Here is a 21,581-nt window from a genome sequence, read left to right as displayed (position 1 = left end):
CCTCCCCTGCATCAACCGGTTTTACCGGCCCGGATAATTACCGGCCAGTTGACCGCCCTCAGTTGTTGCGCATCTCCCCATAACTCTTCAATATCCTGACTAAATTGCTGCAGAATTGCAGAATTTCCGGCTTCGCGTGCCCGTGTTACTGCTGACCATGTGGAGATATAACCCAGCAGTTGTTGAAGATTCCACTGATAACTAATTTGCAGCGACGGAGTGGTGATTTCATTAAACGGAAAACAGATATCGCGATAACCGTTATCAACCAGTCGCCTTTCCGACGGCCAGTATGGCCCGATTTCATCATGATAAAAATGAAGAAAACGTTCATTTAACTGCTCATCCAACTGCAGTACCCCATAGCTTATCAGTGCAATCACAGCACCCGGTGCAGCAATTCTTTTTACTTCACGGTAAAACTGCTCCAGCTGAAACCAGTGAGCAGCCTGGGCTGCAGTAATCAGGCTGTACTGTTTATCGTCCTGTGGCAAAGCCTCAGCCGGTGCACAATGGTAAACCACCCGCTCATGCGGTATCGCACTTTGAATCTGCGTCTCACTGGGATCCGTGCCTGTGACCGACTCAAAATAGTCGGCCAGCAGACAGGTTAATTGCCCGTTACCACAACCTACATCCAAAGCTGACCGTCTGTCCGGTGCAAGGCTTGCCAGAAAAGCCGCCAGCTCCGCAGGATAACGGGGACGGTATTGTGCATAATCACTGCCACCGGCACTGAACCAGTTACGCTGACTAACGGTTTGTTGCATGTTGTTCTCCTGTTACCGGCAATGTCGCACTGGCAAGTGCAATTCTTTCCTGGAAACTCTGTGTTTCAAGGCAATGGATTAGCGTTTCAAGAGAACGCATTACCGGCCATCCTGCATCCTGTTCCAGCGTGGCTATCGCGCTAAAAATGGCCTCCCAGTGGCTGAGTAATCGTCCGGTCAGCGCTTCTCCCTCTGGTGTCAGGCTGAGTGCTGAACTTCGGCCATCACTGAGTTGTTGGCGGCTGACAATCCCCTCCTGTTCCATCAGAGCCACTGACTGGCTGACAGCTCCCTGAGTAAGGCGGGTCGCTGCTGTCACTTCCTGAACCGTCACTGCCCCTTCATTCATAGCCCGTAAAATTGGCGTGAACCTTGGCCGGTAGCGGATATTCATATTCCGGTAAGTTTCTTCGGAACCTTTATCCACTAACTCAGCCAGATATCTGAGTAATTCCCCCAGACCGGGTTTAATTTTCATACATGACTCCACGACTGATCATTAAAAATACATTAGTGCTAATGTATTTTTTTAGCAATAGTCCGTGATTCTTTTTTATCCTCCCACCGTTTTTTCGCTAAACAGCCAGTTTGCAGGTAAAAAAATGGCGCCCTTATCGGGGCGCCATTTCAGTGTTACTCACTAACGCTATAGCGTTCCAGCCAGTGTGCATAAGGGGCCGGCAGTACCCAGGACGGCCGGTCTTTATGCAGAGCCAGTGCCGCCTGATAACTCCAGTGCGGGTTTTTCAGATGAGCACGACCGACCATCACCAGGTCGAGTTGCTCATCAACCACCGTCTGATTAGCAACAACCGGAGAGTCAATTCCCCATGCCGAGGCTACCGGCACCCCGGTTTCACGACGTACCCGTTCAGCAATGGGAGCAAGGAATGCGGTCCCCCAGGGGATACTGGCATCGGGAGTGGAGAAGCCCATGCTGACACTCAGCAGGTCGAGTCCCTGATCCCGCCAGTAGCGGGTTAATATCATCGCTTCCTGCAAGGTTTCCTCATCGCGGCCATCAAATTCCAGCACTCCGAAACGTGCGGTCAGCGGCAGGTTTTCCGGCCAGACTTCGCGTACTGCATCGAATGTTTCGCGCAGGAACCGGCCACGCCCTTCAGCATCACCACCATATTCGTCAGTGCGCTGATTCGCGTGTACAGAGAAAAAGCTCTGAGCCAGATAACCATGAGCGAAATGCAGTTCAAGCCATTCAAAACCCGCATCACGGGCACGCTTTGCTGCACTGACAAAATCATCCCGTACGCGGTGAATATCCTGCAGCGTCATTTCTTTGGGCACCCGTGGCAGATTCGCGCCAAAAGCCACCGCTGACGGAGAAATTGTTTCCCATGCAGCCGGATTATCCGCCGGAATGTGGTCATCCCCTTCCCAGGGTAAATTGGCACTCGCTTTGCGACCAGCATGGCCTATCTGGATTCCTGGCACCGATCCGGTCGCTTTAATTTCGCGGGCTATCTGTGCCAGTGCTTCGGCCTGCTGATCGTTCCACAGTCCCAGGCAGCCCGGTGTAATCCGGCCTTCGGGTGAAACCGCGGTTGCTTCAACAATCACCAGCCCGGCTCCACCGCGTGCCAGACTGTTATAGTGAACCCTGTGCCAGTGATTGCTGAGTCCGTCAGTTGCGCTGTACTGGCACATGGGTGGTACCGCAATGCGATTGCGCAGCGTAATATCTTTCAGCGTAAAAGGGGTAAAAAGATCCATCGGTTCTCCTGTTTACCTTACAACACAATAATTTGTTTACCGCTGAAGTCGCGGTGTTTCAATCTAAGCAGCTGTTCGGCCAGTTGCTCTCGCGGGAACGTCAGCAATAATTCGCTTTCCAGAGTACCTGCATTTATCTGCTGCAGCATACGCTCTCCTTGCTGTGTCAAAGCACGCCACTGACTTTCATCACCATGCTGATGCAACGCACCGAGTGCGACTTCATGCAGTGATAACGCCCTGCCAAACGCCGGATTAGGCCACTGCGCAACCCGCCCCTGAATACAGACCAGATGGCCGTTGGCCAGCAAATCTGCAGATAACAGAGCTGCATGGTCCTGATTTACGGCATCAATAACGGCAAAATAACGACGCCGTGGCTGACTGGCCTGATAGCGCTCATCATCCAGGCAGTATTTTGCCCCCAAAGCATGCAGCCGTGACCAGTGACGCTCACTACTCAGTACCGTCACCTCAAAGCCACGGGCACTGGCCAGTTGAACCAGAAAATTCCCTACTGAGCCTCCGGCACCGGCAATCAGAACTGCGGCTCCCGGAGTAACAGGGATCTTTTCTATTGCCTGCCAGGCAGTCAGTCCCGGGCAAGGGAATGCAGCTGCTGTCACAAAATCCAGACCATCAGGAATACGCATCACCGTTTGCGCGCGGATGGCCGTGTATTCCGCATAGCTGCCATCACGCTGCAGATTCTGATGATAAGCCACGCGGCAGCCAATCAACTGAGGATCAACCTCGCTTCCGGCCGCTACCACAGTGCCCGCACCATCAACTCCCGGTACCCAGCCCGCACGGTTACCCAGAACTTTCCAGTCCACCGGATTCAGTCCAATCGCCGCATTCTTTACCAGCACATCATCGGGCTGCAACGGGGTTGCACTCACGGTCTGCTCTGTTAATGCCTGCAGATCGTTACCGCCTGGCCATACCCGGGCCTGCCAGTGCTCGGGGGGCGTAAACTGATGATTAGACATAAGCACCTGCTGAATAAGTTAATTCATAACTGTGGCTATAAATTTCAATGATATTACCGAACGGATCTTCCATATAAACCATGCGATACGGTTTCTCCCCCGGAAAATACTCACGAACCGGCATCCGCTGTTTTCCCCCTGCGGCGACTATTTTCTCCGCCAGCCCCTCAACATCAGGATCCTGAACGCAAAAATGGAATACGCCGGTTTTCCAGTATTCAAAGTTATTTTCCGGTTTTGCCGCAGCTTTGAATTCGAAAATCTCTACACCAACCCGATCCCCGGTGGACAGATGAGCGATGCGGAATTTCTCCCAGCCACCGCCAAACACATCGCTGCACATCACACCAATGGCGGAGTCGTCTTCCTGAATGTCGGTAGGCGGCATAATCAGATACCAGCCCATCACTTCGGTATAAAATTTTACTGCCGCATCGAGATCAGTCACTGAGAGACCAATGTGCGAGAAAGTCCGCGGGTAAGGTGTTGGCATGATGAATTTCTCCTGAGATGAATAGATCCACAGGCTACGTGGCATCATGTATAATGAAAACAGTGAACAGGTTATAGGCTGTATAAAATTTTATTATGTTTAATCCCCAGTGGCTTAAGTCATTTACTACCCTGACAGAAACCGGCAGCTTTACAGACAGTGCCGAACAACTGGGAATTACTCAGGCCGCAGTCAGTCAGCACATCCGGCATCTTGAGCAACTACTGGGACCGTTGTTGCTTCGCTCGCGACGCCCGATGGAACTGACCCCTGCCGGTCGCGCGTTGCTGGACTATTGCCAGCAGGTGGACCGTGCACAGCGCCATCTTGAGTTACGTCTTGGTGAAGGGGATATCACCTGTGGTGAGATCAGTCTGATCTCACCCGGCAGTATCGGCCTGCGCCTTTATCCGCTGCTGTTGGACTGGCAGGAGCAGCATCGCGATTTAAGCATCCGGCACCGCTTCGCTCCGGACAGTGAAGTGACCGATGCCGTACTGCATAACCGTTTTGAAATGGGTCTGGTCACGCAAAAACCGGATGATAAACGCCTGGCTTTCCGCAGCTTTGCCGAAGAACCATTGGAACTGGTAGTACCTGCAGGCTGTGACGTATCTGGCTGGCAGGATCTGGAAGCATTGGGTTTTATTGATCATCCTGACGGGCAAGCAATGGCAACCCGGCTTCTCAGTCGCTACTTTCCCGGCAATCCCGGAGTGCGCAACCTGCCACAGCGCGGATTCAGCAACCAGATTAGCCTGATTCTGGAACCCGTCGCCCGTGGGCTTGGCTTTTCAGTTCTGCCCCGCTTCGCCCGGCTGGCATTCAGCAGAGCTCAGGATATCCGGGTCATCGAAGGTACCCACGGGCTGGTAGATACCATCTGGTTAATTCACCGGGCCGAGTGGCCACTCTCTTCCAGGGCACAGCAGGCACTGGAGTGGCTGAGCCAGCGGATCTGATAATTACTTCGCAGCTTTTGCAGCTTTCGCGGCAGCAACCAGGCCATCCAGCCAGTCCTGATGACCATTAATCATCGGGTTAGGCTTCGCGTTAGCCAGTTCAACCGCGGGCTTACCATTCTGTGTTTCCTGGGTCAGGATACGTACGCGGTTATCCGGCAGATCTTCCACCAGCCAGGCATGCAGCACGTCCAGCCGCTCGTCAGTTCCTTCTTCACCCGCCCAGCCATGCCATGAAACACGGGCAGCTTCACCCGCAGCTGGCGCAACATATTCGGTCACTTTAGATTCCACAGGGAAACCAAAAGTTTCGAAGTAAAAACGAACTCCCTGCTCCAGCTCCGGGCCTTTATTGTCATAGAAACGAGCATTCGCCGAGTTTTTGTAATATTCAGGCCAGCGTGCCGGGGTGCTGAGTAATGGCCAGATATCTTCAGTCGTCAGGCCAGCCACAATCACTTCATTCGAGCAGTAATTATCAGAAAAGCCCGGAACAAAACCTTCCGGCCAGTTAATTGCATTCATTTTCATCGCGCTGTCTCCATCATGAAAAGCTACACATTCTGTATAGCGGACAGCGAAATTATCAGGTGGCTGAAGAAATAAGGCCAATCACCATTTTTTATCTCAGATATCACCCCAGATGATATCTTAATCCATTGCAGGCTGAGATTTTATGGTCGTCTGACTGGCTAAATTACCCGGCTCATGTTTTGATAACAGCTGTATTCTGAGTTTCCTGTTATGTCAGAGAGCCATGAAAACCGATATCCGCACCCTTGATCTCAATTTACTCAAAACACTGGATGCGCTGCTGGATGAACGCAGTGTTACCCGTGCCGCTGAACGGCTGTCTCTGACACAGCCGGCGGTTAGTGGCATGCTGACACGGTTACGTGAGTGTTTTGATGATCCGTTGTTTACCCGCAGCCAGCGCGGAATTATTCCCACCCTGCGCGCTCTTGAACTGGCTCAGCCGGTAAAAGCGATTCTGGCGGAAGTCAGCGAACTGTTGCAGCCGAAGGCTTTTGACCCTGCCACCGCAGAAATCACATTGAATATTGCTGCCACCGATTACGCGCTGCGGGCAGTGATCGTCCCGTTTATGGCGGCTCTGCAGCTACAGGCGCCTGCAATTCGTGTTGCAGTGCTGCCGGTGAATAATGAACAACTAAATGCTCAGTTTGAACGCGGCGACATTGATATTGCTCTGGTTACTCCCGACAGCGCCCCTCCGGGGCTGCATGCCCGCTCCCTGTATCACGAAGACTATGTCTGTTTAATGCGCGAACAACACCCACTGGCACGGGCTGACGCCCTGACACTGGATGCATTTTGCACTCAGGACCATGCCCTGGTGTCATATACCGGTGGAAATTTTCGTGGCGTCACTGATGAGGCTCTTGATGCGCTGGGCCGTTCCCGGCGGGTTACTCTTTCGGTCTGCAGTTTTCTGGTACTGCCAGAAATTCTCCGTGTCAGTAATCTGATTAGTGTGGTCCCGCGCCGGCTGGCGATGAATCTGCCCGGGCTGAAAGTGTTGCAGCCACCGCTGGACATTAAAGGTTTTACCAAAACGGTGGTCTGGCATGACAGATCACACCGCGATGCCGGGCAGCGCTGGTTGCGGGAATTATTGTTTGCTATCGCCATCTGAGACAGCCAAAGCCTGTCAGTTACTGGCGCCGTAAAAAACACTAACTGTCTCTCTGTACTCTTTTTATAAGGGCCCTGAACGGGCCCTTTTATTTGCCACTTTTTTGCTGCCGGGTATCGCCCTGCCCGCTAAATTCCCTTACCCGCCAAAAGCTTTGCTGTCTTGTTCCATAAGAGACTTGACCCGTTTTTTCCATCGGCAAATACTGTATATACAAACAGTATAAATCGAACAAAAAATGAGCTTCTTTATCACAACCACTGACAACCTGAAGGGCCGTTTTCCCGTCAGCCCCGCTTGCTGTTATCCGGCCAACGATGTTATCTGCCGGTTTATCCGGCTGATGACGAAGCGATCTTTTCAGTTACCAATATCACGGAGGGCTTATGTTTGCGCTGGTTGATGTCAATTCATTCTATGCAAGCTGTGAAGGGGTATTCAGGCCGGATCTGCGGGGAAAAGCAGTGATCGTGCTGAGTAATAATGACGGCTGCATCATTGCCCGCAGTGCCGAAGTGAAAAAGCTAAATATTCCGATGGGCGTTCCGTACTTTAAGCTAAAAGATGAGATAAAAAAGCATAACATTTATGTCTTTAGCTCAAATTATGCCTTGTATGCCGATATGAGTGATCGTGTGATGTCGATCCTGGAGAGTATGGCCCCTTCGGTGGAAATCTATTCGATCGATGAAGCCTTTATGGATCTGAGTGGTATCCGAAATTGCAGGAATCTGGAGGAGTTCGGTCATGATATTCGTCGGAGGGTGAAACAGGAAGCACACCTGACAGTAGGTGTTGGCATCGCGCCAACCAAGACACTGGCCAAACTCGCTAACTATGCCGCGAAGAAATGGACAAAGACCGGTGGTGTGCTGGATTTATCGAATGCCGAACGCCAGCGTAAACTGATGTCGCTGGTGCCGGTAGAGGAAGTCTGGGGAGTTGGCCGCAGAATTAGCCGCAAGCTGAATACCATGGGGATTATCACCGCTAAAGATCTGTCGGAACAAAGTACCTGGATTATCCGCAAACACTTTAACGTGGTGCTCGAACGCACGGTCCGTGAACTGCGTGGTGAACCCTGCCTGCAACTGGAAGAGTTTGCCCCGGTAAAACAGCAAATCATCTGCTCGCGTTCTTTCGGTACCCGTATTACCGAATTCACTGCTATGCGTCAGGCTGTCTGTGCTTATGCTGAACGCGCTGCTGAAAAGCTGCGCGGTGAACGGCAGTACTGCCGACAGATCACCGTATTTATCCGCACCAGCCCCCACGCCGCTGGCGAAACATTTTACGGTAATCAGGCCACCGGAAAACTACTGACGCCTTCCAACGATACCCGCGATATTGTTCGTATCGCAATGAATGCTCTGGAAAATATCTGGCGCGACGGGCATCGCTATATGAAAGCCGGGGTGGTACTGGGGGACTTTTTCAGCCAGGGAGTATCACAGCTCAACCTGTTTGACGAATACGCCCCCCGGGCCAACAGTGAAGCGCTGATGCGTGTTATCGACGGGCTGAATCAGAGTGGTAAAGGCAAGTTATGGTTCGCCGGACAGGGAATTATCAAAAGCTGGTCAATGAAGCGCGATATGCTGTCACCTGCCTATACCACACGCTATGCCGATCTGCCTGTGGCGAAGTAACCGATCGTTATCCAGCTCCCCGATGGCGGAAATCTCTTAGAGAGGGCAGCCATTAAGGATATTCAGGGGGGATGGAGTTTGAGATATCAGTAACGCCTGCAGAAAAGGCAGCTTTTCCCGGGCTGGCAGCCTCCTCCATAGCCCTGTCCGCTTTCTTCGCCTTTACTGGCCGAAGGTTTTTACCACATGTCTGACGACCCCAAAGATCTCAAACTGATCAGGATCAGTAATGGCTATCTCCGCATGCCTGGCATTCATTGGCCGCAGATGCAGGGAAGGACGCAGCATCAGCTGTTTTACTGTAAATTCACCGCTGACCGCAGCCACCACAATATCCCCGTGTCCGGCAGTCAGCGAACTATCAACAATCAGCATATCCCCGTCATCGATCCCGCCTTCTGTCATGGAATCGCCGCTCACCCGGATAAAATAAGTCGCCCCGGGATGATTCACCAGTAGCTGATTCAGATCGATCCTTTGTTCGATGTAGTCCTGTGCCGGTGACGGGAAACCACAAGGGACGCGGCTGATAAAAAAAGGCAGTTCCAGAATCGCGCGGATCTCTGCGGGCTGATAAAACTTCATAACCGGGCTCCCGGAAATTAACTGTATATATATACAGTAACGTTAATCAGCAAAACAGATCAAGATGGCGAATTCGGATTTTTGTCAACCAAATGACTAAACAGGATATTTTCCGAATATTATTCATCAGCGGAGCCGCCGGCCCCGGGAAAGTGCCGGATATTCAGCTGCTGGACCGAACCACCAGACGCCAGTCCAGAACCAGCCTCTCAGCATTACTGTCCGGATTATCAATTTTATTCAGCAATAAGCTGACCGCCTGACGTCCGATATCTGCCGAAGGTTGTTCAATGGTGGTCAGTTGCGGGGAAACCATCTCAGCCAGTGGAATGCCATCGAAACCTACCATTGCTATATCGTCAGGAATGGCAAGCCCGGCATCCTGAATGGCACACATCGCCCCTGCTGCCAGGGTATCTGAAATAGCAAATACAGCATCAGGCCGTGGCTCTGTTTTCAGCAGTTTATCCATGGCCGCCTTACCGGCAGCAAAACTTAAATCGCTGGCATATTCTATGGCGCTAAAGTCATTACCGGCCTGCTGCAGTGCATCGAGATAACCTGCCTCACGAAAACGGGCATATTTATAATTCAGATCATGATTGATCAATGCTACCCGCCGGTAACCCTGTGACAACAGATAGCGAACCACATGACCAGAAGCATCATGATCATTAATGCCGACACAGGAAATATCACCGGCATCGGCATGCTCAGCACACTGAACCCAGGGCATCCGTCCAATCAGGTTCGTCAGCTCCGGTAACCGGGAAGTGGCATCCATGGTAATAATACCATCAACCATTTTTCCCGAGAGCAAAGCCAGACTCGAACGGGAACGTTGCGGATCGGCGCCGGAATTACATAGCAGTATCCGGTAACCATTCTTTTCAGCCTGCTCTTCAATACCTTTAACCACATCGGCGCAGAACGGGTTGCCGATGTCAGAAACCATCACCAGGATCATGGAACTACGTGAGGTTCGCAGCTGACGAGCCAACAAATTAGGCTGATAGTTACACTCACGGATGGCTGCCAGCACCCGTTCAAGGTTTTTGGTTTTTACGCTGTCACTGTTATTCAGCACACGGGAAACCGTGGCAACAGATACACCTGCCAGCCTGGCTATTTTTTGTATCGACATAAAAGACCCGCCATCCTGCGATCAATTGATTAATCAGAGGCTAGCACAGTTTAAGAACTGCAGGTACGAACGGCAGCAGATTCCTGCCGTCAGACACGAGCCATTCAGTGCCAGGCCTTGCCCTACACGGAATGGCGTCGGATGTGAACGGAAAAAAAAACCTTTACCGGCGATGACACAATCCTCCACTCAGGAGTCCCGGGTAACCGCCGGTCAGTATTTTACGAACCGCTGATGATCCCGTCGGTTACCGCGACAGCATCCAGCCGGACCAGGAAACAGACCAGAGTCGAAGTTCCGGTAGATTCCACTGCCGGTAATTCTCCCTCTTCACTACAGACTGCATCACCTTTATACAGTGGCGGACCGGTTACATCGATTTCACCGTCCATCACATACAGATATTGCGCAAACCCCGGCCGTGACGGAATGGCAACCTTATCTTTGTGCTCCAGCCTGATATCATAAATAAACACCTGCTGGCGGATATCCAGAGGGGCATTTTCACCTTCAGGGCCAGCCAGCAATGTCCATTCTCCGGTGATCACTCCCTGAGGGCGATCCATAAACTGCACCCGGGGCGGCAGATTTGCCGCGCAGGGACGGATAAAAATCTGCAGCAGTTCCGCAGGAACAATTGGTGTTGATTCTTCGTGCCAGCTCCCTTCACCGGCATTCATCATCATCAGCTTTTTGGCCGACAGCGGCACACGATTACCCTGCTGATCTTCGTGCACCATTGAGCCCTGCCAGAGATAGCTGAGAATTTCATCATTCTGATGCTGATGCATACTGACCAGGGTACCTGTTTGCAGGTTACTGTGATCGATAATACTCAGCGGCCCCAGAGAGGGATCCTCGCGCCCGGGAAGGATATTACCAGGGCGCATACGACGAATTCTGAATGCTCCATATTCAAACGCCGTGTCAGGTTCAGCACGTAATAAATGAAACATAACGATCTCCATAGCCGGTCAGGAATTACCACTGACAACCTTAATTAAATGATATGCTGCTGAGAAATATCCGGTATCCACACTAATACCCGCCATACTCTGCAGAGCAGGGACGGCCGCCTCTGTTCCCGAAGGAGATTATCGTGTCACCTGTTCACCACAATAGCCCGGCAGAAGAGACACAGCAATTAGGTGAAGAACTCAGACAGGTGATTAGTGCGTTTGTCCGTGAAGTCAGAAAGGCGACCGGAACCCAGCGCAATTCTCAGCACGAAACGTTAGAACTGCTGGAAGCCTCCGGTCCGTTGTCGGTGGCTGAACTGGCGCGACTGCGGGGGGTCAAACACCAGAGTATGCGGCTGGTTGCCGCCGAGCTGGAACAACAACAGCTGGTAGTCCGCCAGAAAGATCCGGCAGACAATCGCGCACAGTTAATTACATTAACCGACGATGCACGCAGTCAGTTAGCGGCTGCCAGAGCTCTGCGCTCAGAATGGATTGCCGGTGAATTGCACCGCAAACTGGATACAGCATCGCAGGAAGAACTACGTCACGGGCTGGCAGCACTGCGTAAACTGCTCGATGCAGGGCTGCAACCACCAGAGAATCATCAGTGATACATCGCGGCTAATGTGATGCCGCCTGTAACTGACGAATCACTTCCGGTAGATTATTAAGCCCCCAATGGGCGATATAACGCCCGTCACGAATCTGTACCATATCAAATACCGAAATAACTATTGGCAGCCCCGTTTCCATCACCCCACCCAGTGGGCCGGTATGGTATCCGCTAATGATTTTGCGGGCCGAGACAATATCGTTTTCTGCCACCAGCAGTTCCAGACTGACCTGTAACTGTGAAATCGCCGGCCGCAGCACCCTGTCAAAGGTATTCCACAGACTTTGCTTATCACTGGCCATCCCCGGTGGAGCGGTATGATTAATAAACTGCTCAGCGACCAGTTCATCGAATGCCTGCCGGTTCCCTTCGGCAATCACCTGTTGATTAAAACGCCTGACTATCTGTTTGTTTTGTTCTGACATCATCCTGCCCTCTCAATATATACAGTTAGACTGTATATATTGATGAAAAAGAATACAAGCAGATTGTCAGCCTTACCAGATCCCTCACCAGTCTGTTACTGGCAGCGATCAACCCGGAATTGGTCCAAAATGCCCCGTCACAGAAGGAGATCTGAACGTTTTAGATTCGCAGGGTATGATGGAACAGACAAACTGAGTATTCTGCCATGGCTCAGATCCGGTGAGTTTAGGAATCACTGAAATTGTCGAAACAAACGACCGGGGCGGGATACCTGCGATCAAAAGCGTAAAAATCACCGTCATGTACAGGCCAGAGACTCTGCCATCTCCCTGATTATTGCTTTAAATACAACGCAGATCCCAAAGATAAGAATTTCTTAGATCAGATCGGCTTTACAAGCCAAACCCTCATGTATATCGTATACCATAGTTGATAGACAATAAACGAAACTCCCGGGCAGGGTGATATGACCCAATAATGCCGGCAGGGAATTTACCCCTTAATGCAGCCGCCCGCGCCTGCGAATCGATTAGCGATGTCCGAACAGACATTGGAGGAAATAAGATGAGCACAAATATCTTTACCGGCACTATCCCTGCCCTTATGACACCGTGTAATGCGGATCGCCAGCCTGACTTTGATGCTCTGGTGGCAAAAGGCCGTGAGTTGATTGATATCGGTATGAGCGCAGTGGTGTACTGCGGTTCAATGGGTGACTGGCCACTGCTGACCGAAGCTCAACGTCAGGAAGGCGTTGCCCGTCTGGTAGCTGCTGGCGTACCGACCATTGTGGGTACCGGGGCCGTCAATACCAAAGAAGCCGTCTCCCATGCGGCACATGCAGCTAAAGTAGGTGCTCACGGCCTGATGGTTATTCCACGGGTGCTGTCACGGGGCACTTCACCGGCGGCACAAAAAGCCCACTTTTCTGCCATTCTGGCTGCGGCACCAAAACTGCCGGCCGTTATCTACAACAGCCCGTACTATGGCTTTGCCACCCGTGCCGACCTGTTCTTTGAACTGCGCAGCCAGTACCCTAACCTGATTGGTTTTAAAGAGTTTGGCGGTGCAGCAGATATGCGCTATGCCGCAGAAAACATCACCTCTCAGGATGATGATGTCATTCTGATGGCTGGTGTCGATACTCAGGTGTTCCATGGCTTTGTAAATTGCGGTGCGACCGGTGCTATCACGGGAATTGGTAATGCTCTGCCACGGGAAGTTCTGCAACTGATCGATTTAAGTAAAAAAGCGGCTCAGGGTGATGCGACCGCCCGTCGTCAGGCTAAAGAGCTGGAATCAGCGCTGGCAGTTCTGTCATCTTTTGATGAAGGAACCGATCTGGTACTTTACTACAAATATCTGATGGTCCTGAACGGTGATAAAGAATACTCACTGCATTTTAACGAAACCGATGTACTGAGCGATGCACAACGCCGTTATGCAGAAACCCAGTACACTCTGTTCCGTAACTGGTACAGCAACTGGAGTGCACAGCTGAATCAGGCGTAATTCAGCCTTATGGCCGGCTACGGCCATAGCAACAGCTACTCCCGCTCCGCACAGAGGACCTGCGATGTCGCCAGACACCTGTCCTCTGTGTCTTTTTGAATATCTGCCCACCGTTGCTGCTCAGCGCGGCAATAGCAGAGGGGCGTTTCACGGTTCCGCAGAGAGTTAAGCCTGGTATTCTCCTGCCCTGATACCGGCAACCGGAACCCGCACCGATAACGATAAGCCGGATAACAGGTATCGCGATGACTGTAATGAGCAATGTCCCGACAACTACCGCTGTACAGGGGCGCAGCCTGGTAGAAGGAAGTGCCGAAGGAGCACTGATTTCTGCCAGTATTGGCCTGAGTTTCTGGGGGGGGATCGACCCTTTTAGCGGTGAAGTTATTGACCGCCATCACCCGCTAAGCGGTGAAATAATCACTGGTAAGATTCTGGCTATTCCAGGCGGACGCGGCTCCTGTACAGGAAGCAGCGTGATGCTGGAGTTGATCCTCAACGGCCATGCCCCCGCCGGGCTGATCCTTGCCGAACCGGATGAAATACTGACACTTGGCGTATTAGTTGCCGAAGTTATTTTTGGTAAATCCTTCCCTGTACTGTGTATCGGTGCCGGGGCATTTGCTGAATTGCCCGCCAGCGGTACCCTCACCCGAATTACCGGAGCCTGTGCCAGCTTTGGAGAGCAAAGCCTGACCGCATCGCCATTGTCTCAGCCAGAACCTGTCAGCCAGGCCACACTGAATCTGCAACCCCGTGATCAGGAGATGCTGGATGGGGTTCACGGGAAAGCCGCTCAGGTTGCCATGCAGCTTATTTCACGCATTGCGGCATTACAGGGCGCAACAGAACTGATCAGTATCACTCAGGCTCATATCGACGGCTGCATTTATACCGGCCCTGCCAGTCTGCGCTTTGCCGAACAGCTGGTTGCCTGGGGCGGAAAAGTCCAGGTTCCGACGACCCTGAACTCCATATCGGTAGATAAGCGTAAATGGCGTGAACTTGGGGTCAGTAAAGATCTGGGAGAACCCGCCAGTGCGCTTGGCGATGCGTACCTGAATATGGGTGCCAGAGTCAGTTTTACCTGTGCACCTTATCTGCTCGACAGCAAACCGGCAGAAGGTGACCAGATAGTATGGGCGGAATCCAATGCAGTGGTGTATGCCAATAGTGTATTGGGGGCCAGAACCCTGAAGTATCCGGACTATCTGGATATTTGTATCGCGCTCACCGGACGGGCACCGTTAACCGGTAGCCATTGTGATGACGGGAGACGGGCGACAGTACAGATTGATGTGCAGAAACCTGCCGGTGCTGATGACTCGTTCTATCCTTTGCTGGGATACCATATCGGATTGCTGGCAGCGACAGAGATCCCTGTCATTCACGGGCTGGAAAATGCAGCACCCGACTCAGACGATCTGAAGGCTTTCGGTGCCGCCTTTGCCACCACATCAGCAGCACCGATGTTCCACGTCGCGGGTATCACACCGGAAGCTCCGGATACCGCGACTGCACTGGGAGGCCTGACGCCGCAGCGGCATCTTAGCGTGACTGCCGATGATCTGGCCCGTTCCTGGCTGGAGCTGGACGGTTCTGAAGAACCCGATGTCCAGTTAATCTCTCTGGGAAATCCGCATTTTTCATTCACCGAATGCGCGCACCTGGCAGCATTGTGTAAAGGCAAAACCAAACATCCGCACACCGCAATGGTGGTGACTATGGGTCGTGAGGTCAATATTCAGGCAACCGCCGCCGGGTATATTGCGGAACTGGAACGCTTTGGCGCTCTGATTGTGACGGATACCTGCTGGTGCATGCTGGGTGAACCAGTGATCCCGGTAGCGACATCAACGCTGATGACCAACTCCGGTAAATATGCGCACTATGCTCCGGGGCTGGTCGGCCGTAAGGTTCACTTCGGCAGTCTGGCAAGCTGTGTAGAAGCTTCATGCAGTGGCCGCTGGTTACGCGGTGTGCCTGAATGGATTGTGGCAGCCCAACAAAACCGATAATAGCTCTCCTTCCGCCGGGCCTGACCCGGCGTTTTTTATCCTGCCGGACAATCTACTGCCCTCTCTTTACTAAATATTTCCCGGCACGCCAGCTGTTTCCGCCCGGCTATGATCGACGAAAACCAGATATCGGAGAGGCATTATCCGTTCTGGTTCTCAGCCGTGGTTTATTGTCTCTGAGGTTTATCTTCCCGCGATGCTCAGGCTAATCTCCCCTGCTGTGGTCATCAGGTTGCGGGTAAACAACCACGCCGGAAAGATATTACTGAGAGCGCTGATAAATAGCTGGTGATTACTGCCTGGAATAAAAGACGAACAATAAGGATGGGATAAGACAGGCAAAGCCATCAGGACAGAGCAGCAGTAAATCAGGAAAAACCAGGGCCGGCAGGATTTGCCGGCCATCAGAATCACCCGACTACAGATTTCAGAAATTGTGCAGTTTCGGGAGTTTGTGGATTACCGATTACCTGCTCCGGGCTGCCGATTTCATGCACCACGCCATTGCGGAAGAAGGCTACGCGATCCGAAACATCACGCGCAAAACGAATTTCGTGAGTGACCAGTACCATCGTCATACCATCTTCCGCCAGCATACGCATGGTATCCAGAACCTCACCCACCAGTTGCGGATCCAGTGCCGAAGTTGCTTCATCAAACAGCATGTAATCCGGTGACATTGCCAGTGCACGGGCAATCGCCATACGTTGTTGCTGACCACCGGATAAGCGGCCCGGAAAAGCCTTGAGTTTCTCACCTAATCCAACATGTTTTAGCTGTCGAACCGCCATATCTTCCGCCGCAGACTTGCTCAGCCCCAGCACCTTACGCGGTGCCAGCATCACATTCTCCAGTACCGTTAAATGCGGGAATGCATTCCATTGCTGAAACACGATACCAATCTTCTGTCGCAGGCGATTAAGGTCAGTATTTTTGTCATGAACCTCAATACCATCGACGCGGATATTCCCTTGCTGAATAGGCTCCAGTCCGTTCAGACACATCAGAAGTGTTGATTTACCAGACCCCGAACCTCCGATAATCGAAACCACCTCACCTTTATCGACAGTCAGGCTGACCCCTTTAATGACTTCCAGGTTACCAAACGATTTGTGTACATTATTAATTTCAATCATTTTCCTGCCACCTTTTTTCCAGCAAAGTACCCAGCCAGGCTAATACCAGACTCATAAAGTAATAAATAACCCCGGCAATACACAGCACCAGCAGAGGCTCCTGAATTCGGGTCACAATAATTTGTGAAGCCCTGAGTAATTCGATAATGCCAATCCACATCACCAGTGAGGTATCTTTCATTAATCCCAGTAACAGATTCAGCCAGCCGGGAAAAATAACTCTGACCGCCAGAGGTAATACGATAAACCGCATATCCTGCCAGTAAGTCATTCCGAGTGAACGGCTGGCGCGCCGCAGATTTAGCGGCACAGATAACAATCCGGCCCGGACAATTTCGGTACAAAACGCAGCCGCGTACATTCCCAGTACCAGATAGCCGATGGTGAAAATACTCCAGTCGAGATTAAGAATACTTTTCAGGGCATTAAACAGAACAAACTGAATCAGCAGAGGCACGCTTTTAAAGATGTCCATAATTAACGCCAGCGGCAGCGTGGGGCCGGGCAGAGCCACTCTCGCCCATCCCAAAATCACACCGATAATCGTTCCCATCACAATCGAGGCTGCCGTCAGTTCCAAGGTGGTTGCTGCACCCTGTAACATGAAAACAAAGTCCTGCAGAGTAAAACTGGTAGTAAACATGGGTTATCCCTTAATAACGAAACAGCCGCCAGCCCAGACCACGGGCACCCAGTACAATGACCTTGGCAATCAGGTAATAAAGCACTGCAGCAATAGAGAAAAGCTCGAAGGTACGGAAAGTCAGTACGTTGAAGTTTTGAGTCACGCCGGTCAGGTCATTATCCAGACCAACCACCACACCCAGCGAAGTCATCAGCACCGACCAGACCATTTGGTTAGTCAGCGGATGAAAGACGACCCGCAGCAGTTGTGGGACCACAATCGTCCGGTAGGCCATAAATGCCGGCATACCCAGCGAACGGGCAGCGCGAACCTGAGTGGCCGGAATCGCTTTCATACCGCCACGGAATATCTCAGCCAGATAGCCGGCATTATTAAATGCGATACCGCCGATCAATGCCGTCCATGAGCTGATATTGATGTTGAAGTTACCCAAACCGAAATAAAGGATATAAATCTGGAATAATGAGGGGGTGTTCCTGGCAACCGAAATCCATGCCATCGCCACTCCGCGTAATATTTTACTCTGGGAATTACGCATGGCCGTCAGCGCAAAGGCGATCAGGACACCCAGTACCATGGTAATCACGGCGGTTTCAAGGGTGACTAATGCCCCCTGTAACATCTGTGGCAGCACATTAAAGGCGCTTCGCCAGTGGAAAGTATAATCAAGCATAGAGATCACCTTTATAGGTTTACTATCTTAGTATTTCGTATACGACATACATTACACGCAAACTTTATGCCAGGTTGTCACCAGCGGCTAATATTCGTTTTCGCGGAAGGTCTCAGGGAAAATAGTTATAATTTTCAGTAAGTCATAGCAGCCGTTCAGCCACAGATACTGAATCCAAAGAAAATGCCTGACTATTGTTGCCCGAAATTGCCACATGAAAGGACAGGCTGCGGTGTATTCAGGCACACCGGCAGTCCCGGTGCGCCAAAATGCTGCAACGGCAAAGGTGTAATACATCTGCATTAAATCCCAATGCCTGCAGGCCAGGTGTCGGTCAGAGTATATCCTTCCGGCCACGGGTCTTGCGGGTCCAGCATATGCTGATGTGTTCCGGTAACCCAGGCACGCCCTGAAATCGCCGGGATAATTCCCTGTCGGCCCTGAATATCCGTTGTTTCCAGAATACGGCAATGAAATTCTGAGCCAATAATTGAACGGCCAACAAAAGGCTGTCCCGGGCTCAGAATACCTTTGGCATGTAGTACTGCCATCCGTGCGGAACATCCGGTACCACAGGGAGAGCGGTCAATTTTACCCGGGCGAATCACCACTGCATTCGCGCCGGTCACTATGCCATTTTCGGTAGTGACTGGTGCCGCCAACTGACAAAAAGAGATGTGGTTCCAGTCAGCATTTAGAGGATGGCGGAATCCCAGTTGCTCGTTCGCCGCTTTGGTAATTTTCAAGCCGGTTTCTACCAAATCTTTCGCTTCATCCGCAGTGATGGAAAAACCTAATTTACGCGCATCGGTAATGGCAAAACTGTCACCACCATACGCGGTATCAACCTGAATACTGCCGAGCCCGGGGACTTCAATCCATGCATCCAGTTGGTCTGCGAACGAAGGGACATTATGGATTTCTACCCGCTGCACCTTTCCGTCCCTGCATTCAGCAATGGCCTCAATCAGCCCACCGGGCGCTTCCAGCACCAGCCGGGTCTCAGGTTCTGTCATTGGTAAAATACCGGTATCCAGTAATACGGTAGAGACACAAATAGAATTTGAACCGGACATCGGTGGCACGTCCGCCGGTTCCATAATGATCCATCCCATCATGGCCCGTGGATCTTTCGGTGGCACCAGCAGATTAACGTGGCGGAACACCCCACCGCGTGGCTCGTTCAGAACAAAGTTACGTAATACATTATCCCGCTCAATCCAGCGGGACTGCTCCCACAATGTCTCGCCCGGAGGAGGAGCAACCCCACCGACTATCACATCCCCGACTTCACCTTCAGCATGGCAACTGACTACATGAACAATTTTCGACGACCGCATCAGGAAATTCTCTCCGCTTCATTTCTTGTGCAAAAAACACCCGCCACTACAGGCGGGCCGGATATGACATGTCAGGAATCAGTAATAAACGCCTGGTACGGTCAGATTGACAGGAGTACCGCCGACCCATTTTTTATACAGTTCAGCATAACGGCCGGTACGAACCTGCTGGTTAACAAACAGATTGAGGAAGTGGGTCAGCCCGTATTGATCACGTTTAACCGCCAGAGAAACGTAGTCGATGGTGTAAGGAGCGTTACCGGCAATTTTCAGACCTTTATATTTGCCGGATTTTATTACGGATGAAGCCACAGTATTGGTAACTACGGTTGCATCAATGTGCCCCTGAGCAACAGCCAGGATAGTATCGTTTTGTGACTGGTAAGCACGGAACGAGCCGGTTCCCCAGTCTTTTACGCTTTTCGCCAGGGCAATGGCTTCAAAGGTACCGCTGGTATCCCCTACCGGACGGCCTTTCAGATCGTCGAAGCTGTTGATGTTTTTATCGTCGCGGGTTAACACCACCATCTGGAAAGCAAAATACGGGATGGTCATTGAAACTGTTTTGGCACGTTCCAGGGTATCGGAAGTACTGGCCACAATAATATCAGCGCGACCAGACATCAGCGCAGGAATACGATCAGGGAAAGGCGTTTCGACAATCACCGGAGTAACACCCAGTACCTTGGCCAGATCTTTACAGTAGTCAACATCAAAACCTTCCGGATTGTTTTGGTCATCCCGCATTCCCATAGGAGGGAAATCAAGAGTCACGGCACAACGCAGTTTTCCGGAATCAATAATCGTATCTAATTGATCGGCATTTGCTGCATGAATGGAAGAAACGCTTGCCAGGGCAACGAGCGCTAAAGAGATAATCGTTTTTTTCATAAAGCCTCCGGTGACATATGTTGGATAACGGATATAGAATTTCGTATACCATATCCATTGCACAAATCGTGCCTGTTTTTAATTATTTTTAATTTTCAATGCATTATGGAAAATACCTGCAGTGAGGAAAGCTACAGGGTGACGACGTTGAGTCCTGACAGTGCATTTTTGAGCCCGGTAAGCACCGTTACGGGGCGAAAATATGAACTGATTTGGAGCTTAGCACCCGGAACTGAAAAACAGCCACAGTGATGACGTTATTTTGTGATCTCACCGATAACCTGCGATAACGCAGATAAGATAACCTTCTGTATTACTGGTAACTTTTATTAAATTCGCCTTTTTTGATAAGCAGAATACCGGCAGTAATGGCATTTTATAGAGGTTTTTTTTGCGGCTGCAGACAGCAGATTTCGTAAAAATAATAATAAATTCAGTAAGTCAGGTAATTTTCCGCACAGCTACAGCGGTAATGCCGGGACAGAAATTCAGAACGCTGGCTGATACCCGGCTTAAGGGTGCTTCAGCCCCCCGCATATTTAATGCATTTATTGCAGGGATATATTTATGCAACAGACATCACGTCCGCCATTTTTACGCCGTTTACTGATGAAAACAGGCAAAAAGTTTCTGCGCTGGAATAATGATTTTCAGACACGGCATTCACTGATCGCCACCACTCCGAAAATCGATAATTCAGCTTTTGACTGGGTTCCTTTGCTGGAAAACAACTGGCAGGAGATCCGTGCTGAACTGGATGATTTGCTGAAAAATCCGGAGAAAATCCCGTCATTTCACCAGATTTCACCGGATCAGAAACGTATTTCGAAAGGTGATAACTGGAAGACCTTTGGATTTTATGTTTACGGTAACCGGGTTGATGAAAACTGTGCTATTTGTCCAAAAACCGCTGAACTGATAAGTGCCATCCCGCATATGCGCACGGCAATGTTCTCGATACTGCAACCCCACTACCACATTGTTCCGCACAAAGGACCGACCCGTGCAGTTGTTCGTGCGCATCTGGGGCTGATAGTGCCAAAAGAACAGGAAAAACTGTGGATTCGCGTTGATGATCAGAAACTGCACTGGGAAGAAGGCAAAGTAGTTCTGTTTGATGATTCTTACGAGCATGAAGTGCGTAATGACACTGACGAACTGCGCGCCGTACTGTTCATGGATATCGACCGCCCGATGGATAAAACCGGTACTCTGGTCAACAATCTGCTGTTTTCACTGATTAAAGCCAGTCCGTATATCAAACAGCCGCTGAAAAATATCGCCAAATGGAATCAGAATAACCACTAACCGGCGCCTTGTATTTACATCAGCAACGCCATTATCCGGCCAATTTTCTGCCCGCTTAAAGATTAAAAAGCCG

The 21,581-nt window shown here is 51.1% G+C and carries 22 protein-coding genes; 7 read left to right on the top strand and 15 right to left on the bottom strand.

Going from position 1 to position 21,581, the window contains the following annotated elements:
• Positions 1-11: 11 nt before the first annotated feature.
• The 5 genes from A7K98_RS03780 to A7K98_RS03760 form a co-directional block, all read right to left on the bottom strand.
• Positions 12-770: a class I SAM-dependent methyltransferase gene (locus A7K98_RS03780; RefSeq protein WP_087487371.1), complete on the bottom strand. Its 759-nt coding sequence runs from the start codon at positions 768-770 to the stop codon at positions 12-14.
• On the bottom strand, positions 754-1,248 hold the full coding sequence (locus tag A7K98_RS03775) for a MarR family winged helix-turn-helix transcriptional regulator (RefSeq protein ID WP_087487370.1): 495 nt from the start codon (positions 1,246-1,248) through the stop codon (positions 754-756). Before A7K98_RS03775 ends, A7K98_RS03780 begins: the two co-directional genes overlap by 17 nt.
• 155 nt (positions 1,249-1,403) lie before the next feature.
• A complete protein-coding gene (locus A7K98_RS03770; protein ID WP_087487369.1) occupies positions 1,404-2,501 on the bottom strand; it encodes an NADH:flavin oxidoreductase/NADH oxidase in 1,098 nt (365 codons plus the stop codon).
• A gap of 17 nt (positions 2,502-2,518) precedes the next feature.
• Positions 2,519-3,493 (bottom strand): zinc-binding dehydrogenase, encoded by a 975-nt coding sequence (locus A7K98_RS03765; protein WP_087487368.1) that lies wholly within the window; start codon positions 3,491-3,493, stop codon positions 2,519-2,521.
• On the bottom strand, positions 3,486-3,986 hold the full coding sequence (locus A7K98_RS03760) for a lactoylglutathione lyase family protein (protein ID WP_087487367.1): 501 nt from the start codon (positions 3,984-3,986) through the stop codon (positions 3,486-3,488). Before A7K98_RS03760 ends, A7K98_RS03765 begins: the two co-directional genes overlap by 8 nt.
• A 95-nt stretch (positions 3,987-4,081) precedes the next feature.
• On the opposite strand from A7K98_RS03760, the gene A7K98_RS03755 reads away from it, so the two are divergent.
• Positions 4,082-4,948 carry a LysR family transcriptional regulator gene (locus A7K98_RS03755; protein ID WP_087487366.1) on the top strand — a complete coding sequence of 289 codons (867 nt, stop codon included), beginning with the start codon at positions 4,082-4,084 and terminating at the stop codon, positions 4,946-4,948.
• Between the two features lie 3 nt (positions 4,949-4,951).
• Here A7K98_RS03755 and A7K98_RS03750 read toward each other — a convergent pair whose 3' ends face one another.
• Complete coding sequence (locus A7K98_RS03750; protein ID WP_087490347.1) at positions 4,952-5,473, bottom strand: SRPBCC family protein; 522 nt, start codon at positions 5,471-5,473, stop codon at positions 4,952-4,954.
• Between the two features lie 232 nt (positions 5,474-5,705).
• On the opposite strand from A7K98_RS03750, the gene A7K98_RS03745 reads away from it, so the two are divergent.
• Together A7K98_RS03745 and umuC are read left to right on the top strand one after the other, a co-directional pair.
• Positions 5,706-6,605: a LysR family transcriptional regulator gene (locus A7K98_RS03745; RefSeq protein WP_087487365.1), complete on the top strand. Its 900-nt coding sequence runs from the start codon at positions 5,706-5,708 to the stop codon at positions 6,603-6,605.
• A 386-nt stretch (positions 6,606-6,991) separates the two neighbouring features.
• Positions 6,992-8,254, top strand: a complete 1,263-nt coding sequence (gene umuC, locus A7K98_RS03740) for a translesion error-prone DNA polymerase V subunit UmuC (RefSeq protein WP_087487364.1) — start codon at positions 6,992-6,994, stop codon at positions 8,252-8,254.
• A gap of 162 nt (positions 8,255-8,416) precedes the next feature.
• On the opposite strand, the gene umuD is transcribed toward umuC, so the two are convergent.
• From umuD to A7K98_RS03725, 3 genes are all read right to left on the bottom strand, one after another.
• Positions 8,417-8,839 carry a translesion error-prone DNA polymerase V autoproteolytic subunit gene (umuD, locus tag A7K98_RS03735; RefSeq protein ID WP_087487363.1) on the bottom strand — a complete coding sequence of 141 codons (423 nt, stop codon included), beginning with the start codon at positions 8,837-8,839 and terminating at the stop codon, positions 8,417-8,419.
• A gap of 163 nt (positions 8,840-9,002) precedes the next feature.
• Positions 9,003-9,983 (bottom strand): LacI family DNA-binding transcriptional regulator, encoded by a 981-nt coding sequence (locus tag A7K98_RS03730; protein ID WP_087487362.1) that lies wholly within the window; start codon positions 9,981-9,983, stop codon positions 9,003-9,005.
• A 221-nt stretch (positions 9,984-10,204) separates the two neighbouring features.
• The gene (locus tag A7K98_RS03725) at positions 10,205-10,939 is read right to left on the bottom strand and encodes a pirin family protein (RefSeq protein ID WP_038017877.1); all 735 of its coding nucleotides are present in this window, start codon (positions 10,937-10,939) and stop codon (positions 10,205-10,207) included.
• A gap of 143 nt (positions 10,940-11,082) precedes the next feature.
• On the opposite strand from A7K98_RS03725, the gene A7K98_RS03720 reads away from it, so the two are divergent.
• On the top strand, positions 11,083-11,556 hold the full coding sequence (locus A7K98_RS03720) for a MarR family winged helix-turn-helix transcriptional regulator (protein WP_232461589.1): 474 nt from the start codon (positions 11,083-11,085) through the stop codon (positions 11,554-11,556).
• Positions 11,557-11,566: 10 nt separating this feature from the next.
• Here the strand turns inward: A7K98_RS03720 and A7K98_RS03715 are convergent, their stop codons facing one another.
• Entirely contained in the window at positions 11,567-11,986 is a 420-nt protein-coding gene (locus tag A7K98_RS03715; protein ID WP_232461588.1) for an ester cyclase, read from the bottom strand.
• Between the two features lie 562 nt (positions 11,987-12,548).
• On the opposite strand from A7K98_RS03715, the gene A7K98_RS03710 reads away from it, so the two are divergent.
• Positions 12,549-13,496, top strand: a complete 948-nt coding sequence (locus A7K98_RS03710) for a dihydrodipicolinate synthase family protein (RefSeq protein ID WP_087487359.1) — start codon at positions 12,549-12,551, stop codon at positions 13,494-13,496.
• A gap of 245 nt (positions 13,497-13,741) precedes the next feature.
• A complete protein-coding gene (gene lhpI, locus A7K98_RS03705) occupies positions 13,742-15,514 on the top strand; it encodes a cis-3-hydroxy-L-proline dehydratase (RefSeq protein WP_198361141.1) in 1,773 nt (590 codons plus the stop codon).
• Positions 15,515-15,924: 410 nt separating this feature from the next.
• Here lhpI and A7K98_RS03695 read toward each other — a convergent pair whose 3' ends face one another.
• The 5 genes from A7K98_RS03695 to A7K98_RS03670 all read right to left on the bottom strand — a co-directional run bounded on the left by A7K98_RS03695 (position 15,925) and on the right by A7K98_RS03670 (position 20,200).
• Positions 15,925-16,650, bottom strand: a complete 726-nt coding sequence (locus tag A7K98_RS03695; protein WP_087487357.1) for an amino acid ABC transporter ATP-binding protein — start codon at positions 16,648-16,650, stop codon at positions 15,925-15,927.
• Positions 16,643-17,293, bottom strand: a complete 651-nt coding sequence (locus A7K98_RS03690) for an amino acid ABC transporter permease (protein WP_087487356.1) — start codon at positions 17,291-17,293, stop codon at positions 16,643-16,645. Before A7K98_RS03690 ends, A7K98_RS03695 begins: the two co-directional genes overlap by 8 nt.
• Positions 17,294-17,303: 10 nt before the next feature.
• Positions 17,304-17,969, bottom strand: a complete 666-nt coding sequence (locus A7K98_RS03685; protein ID WP_087487355.1) for an amino acid ABC transporter permease — start codon at positions 17,967-17,969, stop codon at positions 17,304-17,306.
• A gap of 302 nt (positions 17,970-18,271) precedes the next feature.
• Positions 18,272-19,309 (bottom strand): trans-3-hydroxy-L-proline dehydratase, encoded by a 1,038-nt coding sequence (locus A7K98_RS03675; RefSeq protein WP_087487353.1) that lies wholly within the window; start codon positions 19,307-19,309, stop codon positions 18,272-18,274.
• Positions 19,310-19,387: 78 nt separating this feature from the next.
• Positions 19,388-20,200 carry an ABC transporter substrate-binding protein gene (locus tag A7K98_RS03670; RefSeq protein WP_087487352.1) on the bottom strand — a complete coding sequence of 271 codons (813 nt, stop codon included), beginning with the start codon at positions 20,198-20,200 and terminating at the stop codon, positions 19,388-19,390.
• Between the two features lie 567 nt (positions 20,201-20,767).
• Between A7K98_RS03670 and A7K98_RS03665 the strand changes: the two genes are divergently transcribed.
• Positions 20,768-21,508, top strand: a complete 741-nt coding sequence (locus tag A7K98_RS03665; protein ID WP_087487351.1) for an aspartyl/asparaginyl beta-hydroxylase domain-containing protein — start codon at positions 20,768-20,770, stop codon at positions 21,506-21,508.
• The last annotated feature ends 73 nt before the right edge of the window (positions 21,509-21,581 follow it).

The sequence above is a fragment of the Tatumella citrea genome (genome assembly GCF_002163585.1).
Lineage (GTDB): Bacteria > Pseudomonadota > Gammaproteobacteria > Enterobacterales > Enterobacteriaceae > Tatumella > Tatumella citrea.
This window is presented reverse-complemented; position numbering and strand designations above follow the sequence as displayed.